General features: G+C 32.5%; 10 protein-coding genes. All 10 read left to right on the forward strand.

The window, feature by feature from the left end; translation table 11 throughout:
- The first annotated feature begins 110 nt into the window (after positions 1-110).
- The 10 genes from ACFQ1Q_RS10450 (at position 111) to ACFQ1Q_RS10495 (ending at position 11427) form a co-directional block, all read left to right on the forward strand.
- Positions 111-1559, forward strand: coding sequence for a glyceraldehyde-3-phosphate dehydrogenase (locus ACFQ1Q_RS10450; protein WP_386130952.1), 1449 nt, complete (start codon positions 111-113; stop codon positions 1557-1559).
- Between the two features lie 125 nt (positions 1560-1684).
- Complete coding sequence (locus ACFQ1Q_RS10455; protein WP_386130955.1) at positions 1685-2305, forward strand: tRNA (guanine-N1)-methyltransferase; 621 nt, start codon at positions 1685-1687, stop codon at positions 2303-2305.
- Between the two features lie 180 nt (positions 2306-2485).
- On the forward strand, positions 2486-2788 hold the full coding sequence (locus ACFQ1Q_RS10460) for a GNAT family N-acetyltransferase (protein WP_386130957.1): 303 nt from the start codon (positions 2486-2488) through the stop codon (positions 2786-2788).
- Between the two features lie 104 nt (positions 2789-2892).
- A complete protein-coding gene (gene trmD / locus ACFQ1Q_RS10465; protein WP_386130960.1) occupies positions 2893-3570 on the forward strand; it encodes a tRNA (guanosine(37)-N1)-methyltransferase TrmD in 678 nt (225 codons plus the stop codon).
- A 134-nt stretch (positions 3571-3704) separates the two neighbouring features.
- The gene (gene rplS / locus ACFQ1Q_RS10470) at positions 3705-4055 is read left to right on the forward strand and encodes a 50S ribosomal protein L19 (RefSeq protein WP_386130962.1); all 351 of its coding nucleotides are present in this window, start codon (positions 3705-3707) and stop codon (positions 4053-4055) included.
- Positions 4056-4821: 766 nt separating this feature from the next.
- Positions 4822-7041: an NADP-dependent isocitrate dehydrogenase gene (locus ACFQ1Q_RS10475; RefSeq protein ID WP_386130965.1), complete on the forward strand. Its 2220-nt coding sequence runs from the start codon at positions 4822-4824 to the stop codon at positions 7039-7041.
- Between the two features lie 63 nt (positions 7042-7104).
- Positions 7105-9480 carry a TonB-dependent receptor gene (locus ACFQ1Q_RS10480; RefSeq protein ID WP_386130967.1) on the forward strand — a complete coding sequence of 792 codons (2376 nt, stop codon included), beginning with the start codon at positions 7105-7107 and terminating at the stop codon, positions 9478-9480.
- A gap of 11 nt (positions 9481-9491) precedes the next feature.
- Positions 9492-10307, forward strand: a complete 816-nt coding sequence (locus ACFQ1Q_RS10485) for a DUF4249 domain-containing protein (RefSeq protein WP_386130970.1) — start codon at positions 9492-9494, stop codon at positions 10305-10307.
- 69 nt (positions 10308-10376) lie between these two features.
- Complete coding sequence (gene murQ / locus ACFQ1Q_RS10490; protein WP_386130973.1) at positions 10377-11198, forward strand: N-acetylmuramic acid 6-phosphate etherase; 822 nt, start codon at positions 10377-10379, stop codon at positions 11196-11198.
- Positions 11185-11427 carry a DUF6095 family protein gene (locus tag ACFQ1Q_RS10495; protein WP_386130976.1) on the forward strand — a complete coding sequence of 81 codons (243 nt, stop codon included), beginning with the start codon at positions 11185-11187 and terminating at the stop codon, positions 11425-11427. Before murQ ends, ACFQ1Q_RS10495 begins: the two co-directional genes overlap by 14 nt.
- Positions 11428-11581 lie beyond the last annotated feature (154 nt).

Consider the following 11581-nt stretch of genomic DNA (forward strand, 5'->3'; position numbering starts at 1 on the left):
ATAGCTTACGAAAACGTTTGAAATATAGTATTTTTGCCGAAAATTTTGAAAGCTAACTAATAAAGACAGGAATACTTTCAGAATAAAAACAACAACAAACACACAACACAATGCCCGTAAAAGACACTTACGAAAAGGAACTTGCTTTTCAAGCCGACCGTAGAAGAGCTACTGTAGAATTTATTAAAATCTTAAATGATTTATGGTACGATAAATCAATTGAATTGGTCATCTTCAGAAATGCACTCATTGACAAAACGGTTAGTGACATTTTAAATCTTCATGAATATGCTGGAGAATTTGTACAAAAACCAATTTCAATTTTTGATTCGGTAGAAATTGCAAAAGCTATTTTACAGTTAAATTTACCACCTTCAAAATTAGATATTGGAAAATTAACCTACGAGTATCATCTAGAAGATGAAAAATTTAGTAACGCTATTAGCTTTGTGGCTTCAAAATTAAAAGATGCAGAATCTAATAATGGTATTGCTCCAAAAGACGTTGTGCTTTATGGTTTTGGTCGTATTGGTCGTTTGGTCGCTAGAGAATTAATGACAAAAACAGGTAAAGGTAGCCAGATGCGTTTAAGAGCTATTGTAACTCGTGGCGCAATCGACGAGACTGTTTTAGAAAAACGCGCATCTTTACTTAAATATGATTCGGTTCATGGCGATTTTTCGGGTACGGTATCTATAGACGCAAAAAATCAGGCGTTGATTATCAATGGTACTACAGTTAATATCATTTCGGCAAATGCTCCGGAAGAAATTGATTATACAAGCTACGGAATTGATAATGCATTAGTAATTGATAATACCGGTGCTTTTAGAGATAAAGAAGCGTTGAGCAGACACCTTATTGCAAAAGGTGTAGACAAGGTTTTATTAACTGCGCCAGGAAAAGGAATTCCTAATATAGTGCATGGTGTTAATCATACAGAATACAACCCAGATGATGTTAAAATATTTTCTGCAGCATCTTGTACTACTAATGCTATTACACCTATTTTGAAAGCTATTGAAGACTCTTACGGCGTAAAATCAGGACATTTAGAAACAATACACGCTTATACCAATGACCAAAATTTGGTAGATAATTTTCATAAAAAATACCGTCGTGGCCGCGCAGCTGGATTAAATATGGTTATTACCGAAACTGGCGCTGGACAAGCTGTAAGCAAAGCTTTACCGTCTTTAGATGGTAAACTAACTTCAAATGCTATTAGAGTTCCTGTGCCAAACGGTTCTTTAGCTATTTTAAATTTAGAGCTAGAGCGAAAAACATCTGTTGAAAGGATGAATGCAATGATGAAAAAATATGCCTTAGAAGGCAATTTGGTTGAGCAAATAAAATACGAATTAAGCGACGAGCTTGTATCGAGCGATATCGTTGGTTCGTCGGCACCTTCAATTTATGATAGCAAAGCAACAATTGTAAGAAAAGATGGAAAAAACGCTATTCTATATATATGGTATGATAACGAATATGGTTACAGCCATCAAGTAATTCGTTTAGCGAAATATATTTCTAAGGTGAGACGATATACCTATTATTAAAACCAAAAAATCCAAATAGATATTTTGGTCGTACATCTATAGCCTTGCAATTTTGTGAGGCTATTTGTTTATGTAAACATTAAAAATCTCTATATTACGTGCAGACTCAACCCAACTTTACAAAAATGAAAAACCTAATTAAACTTACCTTAGTAGTTGTAGCATTATTTAATTTTCAAATTGCTATTTCTCAAGAGACAACAAACGAAGAAACACTTTCTTTAGAAAGCGGAACCATTGACAATCAGTTTGAATATATTTTTCAAAAATCAGGAAATTTTAAAGGCACAAATGGTCAAAAATATGAAGCTGTAAAATATGCATGGTTATTAAAACTAAAAGCAAATGTTTTAGACTCATTAAAAACAGTAAATAATAATCTCGAGGCTTCCAATAATACGCTAGCAAATCAGGCTAAAGAAATAGAAGATTTAAAAGCTAATCTTAATTCAACTAACGCAACGCTTTCTGCTACAAACGAGGAAAAAGACAGCATGTCTTTATTTGGTATGCAAATGAGTAAAGCAGGTTATAATGTTTTAATGTGGAGCATTGCTGGCGCGTTACTAGCTCTACTCCTATTTTTTATGATGCGATTTAAAGGAAGTAATGCATCTACAAAAGAAGCAAAACAAAAATTAGAAGAAGTTGAGCTAGAGTTTGAAGAACACAGACGTGTAGCTTTAGAGCGTGAGCAGAAGGTGCGTCGTCAATTGCAGGATGAAATTAACAAGAATAAGGCGTAAGCATTCGCAGTTTTCAGTAATAAATTTACAGCCGCACAATACGGTATTCAGTAGTTTATGAAAATTATAAAAGCATCTATTAATGAACTTCAGGATTTAGTGCCGCTTTTTGACGGTTATAGAAAATTCTACAAACAAGTGTCAGATATTTAAGGCGCAGAACATTTCTTAACCGAACGATTGATAAAAAATGATTCAGTTATTTTTATTGCCTATTTAGACGGAAAAGTTGTTGGCTTTACTCAACTGTATCATTTATTTTCTTCGGTTTCTATGGAAGCTATGTATTTGCTAAATGATTTATTTGTAGCAGATGGTTTAAGAAGAATAGGTATTGGAGAAGCCTTAATAAACAAAACAAAAGCGTTAGCAAAAGTAGAAAGCCAAAAAGGAATTGCTATACAAACCGCTTATAACAACCCAGCGCAAGAACTTTACAAGCGCTTAGGTTTTAAACCTGATACGGATTTACATTTTTTTTGAAGAATGACTTAAGTCATGACTAAAATTAATTTGATAAGTATTTCTTGCATCTAAAATTTGATTTTCCAATTTCCAAATTCCAAGATTAATCGCATCTTTGCAAAATGCGTATAGATATCATCACCGTTTTACCAGAATTAATAAGAAGTCCGTTTGAAGCTTCCATATTAAAACGCGCTATAGAAGCCGGGTTGGTAGAGGTCCATTTTCATAATTTAAGAGAGTATACAAAAGGAAGTTATAAAGCTGTAGATGACACCCAGTTTGGTGGTGGCGCTGGTATGGTGATGATGATAGAGCCCATTGATAAATGCATATCGCATTTACAATCCCAACGCAATTATGAAGAGATTATTTATATGACACCAGATGGTGAAAGACTTAATCAAAGTATTGCAAACCAAATCTCATTAAAAGAAAATATTATTATTCTTTGCGGACATTATAAAGGTGTTGATCAACGCGTTAGAGATAGATTTATAACGCGAGAAATTTCAATAGGAGATTATGTACTTTCTGGGGGCGAACTTGGCGCGGCTGTGCTTTGCGATGCCATTATAAGATTGGTACCTGGTGTTTTGGGTAATGAAACATCAGCATTGACGGACAGTTTTCAAGATAATTTACTTGCGCCACCAATTTATACAAGACCTAGAGAATATGACGGTATGAAAGTTCCTGAAGTTCTATTTAGCGGAAATTTTGCTAAAATTGAAAAGTGGCGAGAAGAACAAGCCTATCAACGCACCAAAGAAAGAAGACCGGATTTACTCGATGAGTAAATTCAATTAAAGAAACTTTTTAACTTTTAACTTTTAACTTTATACTTTTTAATTATCTTTGCAGCCAATTTTGGATTAACCTCTGGCGAAAATCGTGAATGTTGATTTGAAACAATCAAAATAAACAAAACAAAATGGAGTCTTTAATTAAATTTGTACAAGACGAATTCGTAACAAGAAAGGATTTTCCTGAATTTAGTGCTGGTGATACAATCACTGTTTACTACGAAATTAGAGAAGGAGAAAAAGTACGTACGCAGTTCTTTAGAGGAGTTGTATTACAACGCAAAGGGACTGGAACATCAGAAACGTTTACAATTCGTAAAATGTCTGGTACTATTGGCGTTGAGCGTATTTTCCCAGTGAATTTACCTGCATTACAAAAAATTGAAGTTAATAAGAAAGGTAAAGTTCGTAGAGCTCGCATCTACTACTTTAGAGGTCTTACGGGTAAAAAAGCAAGAATCAAAGAAGTTAGAAGATAAATTTCTTATTCTTAATTTACCAACAATATTTAAAAGCTTTGAGAAATCAAAGCTTTTTTGCGTTATGAACTTTTGTTAATAACTACGGTTTATAAATTGTGAATATCTATATTGTTAAATATTAAAGAATTATCTAATATATTTCTAAATTAGCTGCAATATTAACAACAAATTAATTTTGTTTTTGAATTTAAGTTCAAATTAATGTTAAATTTCCGCAAAGATACGTTCTTTGTTTAATGAGATGATTTGCAGAAACCAAAACTGAAAATCAGTTTAAAAAATGCAAACTTAAATTAGTAATAATTTAAGACTTAAAGATTTTAATAATAGTTAGCAATTTAAAATTACTATCGAAAAGTAAAATCAGTTTTAAAAACTTTTAGTAAAGCAAAAGTTGAATTAATAGTTTTTTAAAAAAGTAAAATCTCATAAATCGATTGTATAACAGGTCAATACATTTTGAAAGTTATCCTTCGATTTAGAAACCAAATTATTAATACTGAAAAAGATGTAGGTATAGTTGCCTGTAACTGAGTTAGTGAAAACTAAATAGGTAAAAAATGTTAGGTTTCTGTGAAAGCCATATTATATCAGTTAATCTGAATGATATGGCTTTTTTTGTTTTTTTATCAAAAAAAATTAATCAACTGTAATTAATCCATTAAATAATAATTCAACCGTTATCAAACTTTAACTAAAGCATTCAATTTTGTATATTTGCACGGCTTAAAAAAGCCCTTATTCACATTATAGTATACAAAACATGACAAAAACTTCTACAATTTTTTATACGCTTACAGACGAAGCGCCAGCATTAGCAACGCGTTCATTTTTACCAATCGTTCAAGCTTTTGCAAAATCGGCAAATGTAAATATAGAGACTAAAGATATTTCTCTTGCAGCACGTATTCTTTCAACGTTTTCAGATTTTTTAACAGAAGAACAAAAGGTGCCAAATGCACTTGCAGAATTGGGTGAATTAGTTAAGCAGCCAGAAGCAAACGTTATAAAATTACCAAACATCAGCGCTTCAATTCCGCAATTAACCGATGCTATAGAAGAGCTACAAGCCAAAGGTTATGCATTGCCAAATTATCCTGATGAGCCGAAAACCGATGAAGAAAAGGAGATTAAGTCTCGATACGACAAAATAAAAGGGTCTGCTGTAAATCCTGTTTTAAGAGAAGGGAACTCTGACCGTCGTGCACCAAAAGCTGTTAAAAACTACGCTAAGAAAAACCCTCATCGTATGGGTGCTTGGGCATCAAATTCTAAAACCCACGTTGCCACAATGAGCGAAGGTGATTTTGCTCACAACGAAAAATCTGTTACAATCTCAGAAGCTACTGCCGTAAAAATTGTACATACAGATGCTCATGGCCAAAAAACAATATTAAAAGATAATATTAGTCTATTAGAAGGTGAGATTATTGATGCGGCTGTAATGAACAAATCTAGTTTAATTAAGTTTTTAGAAGAGCAAGTTCAGGATGCAAAGAATCAAAATATTTTGTTTTCATTACACATGAAGGCAACAATGATGAAAGTATCTGATCCTATTATTTTTGGACATGCCGTACGTGTTTTTTTTAAATCACTTTTTGAAAAACATGGAGATACATTTGAAGAAATCGGCGTTGACGTCAATAATGGTTTTGGAAATTTACTAGAAAAAATTGAAGAACTTCCAGAAGCAAAGCAAAAAGAAATTAATACCGATATAAAAGACATCTTAAAAAATGGTCCTGATTTGGCAATGGTAAATTCCGATAAGGGTATTACAAACCTTCACGTACCAAGTGATGTTATTATTGATGCATCTATGCCAGCAATGATTAGAACATCTGGGCAAATGTGGAATGCACAAGGCAAACAACAAGATACCAAAGCAGTAATTCCAGATAGCAGCTATGCTGGAATTTATACTGCAACAATAGATTTCTGTAAGGAACATGGTGCCTTTGACCCAACAACAATGGGAACAGTACCAAACGTTGGTCTTATGGCTCAAAAAGCAGAAGAATACGGCTCTCACGATAAAACTTTTGAAATATCTTCTAACGGAACTGTAGATGTATTGGACCAATACGACAACTTATTAATCAGTCACGTTGTAAACGAGGGAGACATTTGGCGTATGTGCCAGGTTAAAGATGCTCCAATACAAGACTGGGTAAAATTAGCTGTATCTAGAGCTAGAGCATCTCAAACTCCTGCTGTATTTTGGTTAGATAACAACCGTGCTCACGATTCAGAATTGATTAAAAAAGTAAACACTTATTTACCAAACCACGATACTAATGGTTTGGATATTAGAATTCTATCGCCAATTGAAGCTACTAAATTTACTTTAGAGCGTGTTAAAGCAGGAAAAGATACTATTTCTGTAACTGGTAACGTACTAAGAGATTATTTAACTGACCTCTTCCCTATTTTAGAGTTAGGCACAAGTGCAAAAATGCTTTCTATTGTTCCGTTGATGAATGGTGGTGGATTATTTGAAACTGGTGCTGGAGGTTCTGCTCCAAAACATGTACAGCAATTTGTAGAAGAAAATCACTTACGCTGGGATTCTTTAGGAGAATTTTTAGCATTAGCTGTATCATTAGACCACTATGCAGATTTTACAAATAATGAAAAAGCAAGAGTTTTAGGTGAAGCCCTAGATGAAGCAACGGAAAAATTATTACAGAATAAAAAAGGACCATCTCGAAAAGTTAACGAATTAGACAACCGTGGTAGTCATTTTTACCTAGCTTTGTATTGGGCCGAAGCCCTAGCCAATCAAGAAAAGGATATGGACTTAAAGCACGAATTTTCTATCATGTTTAAAAATCTTCAGGCAAAAGAGATAGATATTGTAAATGAATTAAACTCAATACAAGGCGCTGCAGTAAATATTGATGGGTATTACTTTCCTAATGAAACACTAACCAAAAATGCTATGCGACCAAGCGAAACATTTAATGCAATACTAAATTAAACTTAAGTTAAAAAAGCCTCATTTAAAATGAGGCTTTTTTATTTTTACATAAAAGAAGTGTTAATGATAAAGTACCTATACCTACCTTTAATTGTATTACTTTCTATTTCTCAAACACTTCAGTCGCAAAATCGATATACGCTTAGCGGAATTGTGACAGACTCAAAAACCACAGAAACTCTTATAGGTGTTAACATTATTGTTCCTGAGCTAAAAAACGGAACAGTTACTAATGAGTATGGGTTTTACTCAATCACATTAGATGAAGGTGTCTATAATTTTCAAATAAGTTACCTCGGATTTAAAACTCTTAACCAAAAAGTAGATTTAACTTCAAATAAAACATTAAATTTTAAACTTGAAGAATCTGCAGAAAGTCTAGACGAAATTGTTATTAAAGAGGATATTGAAAAGCTAGATATTAAAAAGCCTCAAATGAGTGTAAATCGGCTTTCAATAAAAACAATAAAACAAATGCCCGTGGTGTTGGGCGAAGTTGATGTTATAAAATCTATTACGCTACTTCCTGGAGTTACAAATGCTGGTGAAGGCTCATCTGGTTTTAATGTTCGAGGCGGATCTGCAGACCAAAATCTAATCCTATTAGATGAAGCTACAATATTTAATTCGTCTCACTTATTTGGATTTTTTTCGGTTTTTAATCCTGATGCCATTAAAGATATTAAACTATATAAAGGTGGTATTCCTGCTAAATATGGCGGTCGCGTTTCTTCTGTTTTAGATATATATCAAAAAGAAGGTAATAATGAAGAATTTCACCTAAACGGTGGTATTGGTTTAGTATCTAGTAGACTGTTGGCTGAAGGTCCTATAAAAAAAGGTAAAGGCTCTTTTCTTTTAGGTGGTCGTAGTAGTTATGCACACTTATTTTTGCCTTTGTTCGATTTGGATAACATCGCTTATTTTTATGATTTAAACACAAAAATTAGCTATCGCCTAAACGAAAAAAACAGTATTTATCTATCAGGATATTTTGGGAGAGATGTATTTAGCCTTGGAGATTTGTTCACAAATACTTACGGAAATACAGTTGTAAATTTTAGATGGAATCACTTATTTTCTGACAAATTGTTTTCAAATACTTCAATAATTTATTCAGATTATTTTTATGGATTGACCTTAGATTTTGTTGGTTTTGATTGGGAATCTGGAATTAGAAATTTTAATGTTAAGTACGATTTAAAACACTATCTAAATGATAGATTTAAACTAGAATATGGATTAAATAGCACATATTATAAATTTAACCCTGGTGAAATTACGCCGATAGATGAAAATTCTGGAGTCAATCCTGACAAGCTTATTGATAAATACGCTTTTGAAAACGCCATATATATAGATGCTGAACATAAAATATCTGATAAACTTTCTTTTTCGTACGGCGCTAGACTTAGTACTTTTCATAGGTTAGGACAAGAGGAATTAAATTTTTATCAGGATAACAATCCGGTTGTATTTAATCAAGAATTACAAGTTTATGAAAAAGCTGAACCTTTAGGTACTGAAAGTTTTAGCAGAAGTGATGTTATTGAATCATTTGCTAATATTGAACCAAGATTTTCTGTGGCTTATCAATTGAATGAAACTTCTGCCGTAAAAACAAGTTACAACAGAATGTCACAATATTTGCATTTGTTGTCTAATACAAGTTCTCCAACTCCACTAGATGTTTGGGCACCTAGCGGTCGCTATATAAAGCCGCAAATTCTCGACCAATTTGCAATTGGCTATTTTAAAAGCTTTAAAGATGATGCCTATTCATTAGAAATAGAAAGTTTCTTTAAAACTATAGATAATCGAATAGATTACATTGACAGTGCTAATCTCATTGCCAATGATGCTATAGAGCAGGTAATATTAAATGGTGAAGCCAGAGCTTACGGCATAGAAATATTATTGAGAAAAAACGAAGGTCGATTTAAAGGTTGGTTTGCTTATACGCTTTCTAAATCAGAGCAACGTACTCCTGGCAGAACTCCTGCAGAAACTGGTATTAATAATGGAGCATGGTACAATACGCCATGGGATAAAACTCATGACATAACTCTAACAGGCTCTTACGAATTAAATGATAAATGGAAATTCAATGCAAATTTTCTTTATCAAACTGGTATACCAGCAACGTTTCCCAATGGACAATATCAATATAATGGTATCACTATTCCTGTTTATGAAGCCCGAAATTCTAGTCGATTAACAGACTATAATAGATTAGATTTATCTGTAAATTACGTGCCAAATCCAAATTCAGAGAAAAGATTAAAAGGCGAGTGGGTTTTTAGTTTATACAATGTTTATAATAGACGAAACGCAACTAATATTACATTTAGAGAAAATAGAATGACTGGCCAAAATGAGGCTAATCGATTAGCCATTTTTGGAATCGTACCAGCAGTAACTTATAATTTTAAGTTTTAAAAAATTTTAAAATGAAAAAAATCGTCTATATTTTTTTACTTTTTTTAACGCTTTACTCATGCGAAGATGTAATTGAAGTAGAGCTTAATGAAGCACCTCCAAGGTTGGTTATTGATGCTGGTCTTAATTGGTTTAAAGGTACCCCAGGAAATGATCAGACTATAAAATTATCTTTAACAGCTCCTTTTTTTGAAGAAAACAATCAAAATGCAAATGGAGCTATTGTGATTGTTGAAGATTCAAATGGAAATGTATTTAATTTTATTGAAGATGGGTCGACTGGTATTTATAGAAATTCCAATTTTATTCCGATTATAGATGAGGAATATACTTTGACTATAAATTACGAAAATGAAATTTACACAGCGACTGAAAAACTAAAATCTGTTGTTCCTATTGACTTCATAGAACAGAGAAATGATGGTGGTTTCTTAGGAGAAGATGTAGAATTAAAAGCTTTTTATACAGATCCAGCTAATATTGAAAATTATTATTTTTTTGAATTTATAACTGACATAAGTGTTATTCCAGAACTCGAAGTTTATGAAGACCGATTTACTGACGGTAATCAAATATTTGGTTTTTATACTGAAGAAGACTTAGAGGCTGGAGATGAAGTTACAATTAGAAATCACGGAATTTCAGAACGATTTTACAATTTTATGTTCACATTATTGCAACAAGGTAGTGATGAAAGCGGTGGTCCTTTTGAAACACAACCAGCTACAGTTCGAGGTAATTGTATAAATCTAACAAACCCTGATAACTTTCCATTTGGGTACTTCAGATTATCGGAAGTAGATGAAATTATTTATACAGTACAATAACCTTTATAATTTTAGAAATAAAATCTGGCTTTCCTTAATGCTGAAATTCATAATAGTTATCTTTATATTATGAAATTTGAAAAGACAACAGAAACAGACTCAAATTATAATAATCTCGAAAATATGTCTATTAATGAGATTATTACTAACATAAATAATGAGGATAAAACTGTACCATATGCAGTAGAAAAAGCATTACCTCAAATAAAAAAACTCATAGAACAGGTAGTATATAAACTTAAAAATGGAGGTCGCCTATTCTATATTGGTGCTGGTACAAGTGGAAGACTTGGAATTTTGGATGCATCCGAATGTCCTCCAACTTTTGGAGTATCTCACGATTTAGTTATAGGATTAATTGCTGGTGGGGATACAGCAATAAGAAAGGCTGTAGAATTTGCAGAAGATTCTACAGAACAGTGTTGGAATGATTTAAAAGCTTTTAACATTTCAAAAGAAGATATTGTTATTGGTATTGCAGCTTCTGGTACGACACCATATGTTCTTCATGGACTTAAAAAATGTAATGAGAATAGCATTACTACCGGATGTATTGTTTGTAATTCTAATAGTCCAATATCTACTACAGTAAAATATCCAATAGAAGTTATAGTAGGTCCTGAGTTTGTTACTGGTAGTTCAAGAATGAAAGCTGGTACAGCTCAAAAACTTGTATTAAATATGATTTCTACCGCAACTATGATTCAATTAGGAAAGGTAAAAGGAAATAAAATGGTTGATATGCAATTAAGTAATCACAAATTAGTTAATCGCGGAAAACAAATGCTCGTGGAAGAATTAAATATCTCAGAAATTGAAGCCAAACAATTATTGGAAAAATATGGCAACGTTAGAAATGTTTTAAAACGAAGCAAATATGGAAGAAACTAAAAAAACAGATAAGGAAGTTTTATCAAAAGGTATACGAATTTTGCTTATTTGTTTATTGTTAATGTTCGCCGGACCTACAGTAGTTCATATTGCCTTTTCAAACGATGACAAACCACTTTATATTCCATTGTTAATTCTAGGTATTCTCTTTTGTATCGGAGCTATCTTTACTTTATTCAAGGGTATCCAAACGATTATGATTAGTTTATTTGGGGAGAATCGTAAGTAAAAGCTTTATTTTATTTTTTTAACTATAATAAATACTTTAAAAACGTTATAAACAAAAAAAGACCCAATCGTTATGATTGGGTCTTTCAAAAAAGGCGGCGACCTACTCTCCCACGAGTGCAGTACCATCGGCGCAAACGGGCTTAACTTCTCTG

Origin of the sequence: Winogradskyella litorisediminis, assembly GCF_042675765.1 — a bacterium.
Classification (GTDB): Bacteria; Bacteroidota; Bacteroidia; order Flavobacteriales; family Flavobacteriaceae; genus Winogradskyella; species Winogradskyella litorisediminis.

Excerpts from the sequence above, each read along its gene's own strand:
- ACFQ1Q_RS10480 (WP_386130967.1), top strand. The coding sequence starts at position 7,105 with ATGATAAAGTACCTATACCTACCTTTAATTGTATTACTTTCTATTTCT.
- ACFQ1Q_RS10455 (WP_386130955.1), top strand. The coding sequence starts at position 1,685 with ATGAAAAACCTAATTAAACTTACCTTAGTAGTTGTAGCATTATTTAAT.
- murQ (WP_386130973.1), top strand. The coding sequence starts at position 10,377 with ATGAAATTTGAAAAGACAACAGAAACAGACTCAAATTATAATAATCTC.
- rplS (WP_386130962.1), top strand. The coding sequence starts at position 3,705 with ATGGAGTCTTTAATTAAATTTGTACAAGACGAATTCGTAACAAGAAAG.
- ACFQ1Q_RS10475 (WP_386130965.1), top strand. The coding sequence starts at position 4,822 with ATGACAAAAACTTCTACAATTTTTTATACGCTTACAGACGAAGCGCCA.
- trmD (WP_386130960.1), top strand. The coding sequence starts at position 2,893 with ATGCGTATAGATATCATCACCGTTTTACCAGAATTAATAAGAAGTCCG.
- ACFQ1Q_RS10495 (WP_386130976.1), top strand. The coding sequence starts at position 11,185 with ATGGAAGAAACTAAAAAAACAGATAAGGAAGTTTTATCAAAAGGTATA.
- ACFQ1Q_RS10485 (WP_386130970.1), top strand. The coding sequence starts at position 9,492 with ATGAAAAAAATCGTCTATATTTTTTTACTTTTTTTAACGCTTTACTCA.
- ACFQ1Q_RS10450 (WP_386130952.1), top strand. The coding sequence starts at position 111 with ATGCCCGTAAAAGACACTTACGAAAAGGAACTTGCTTTTCAAGCCGAC.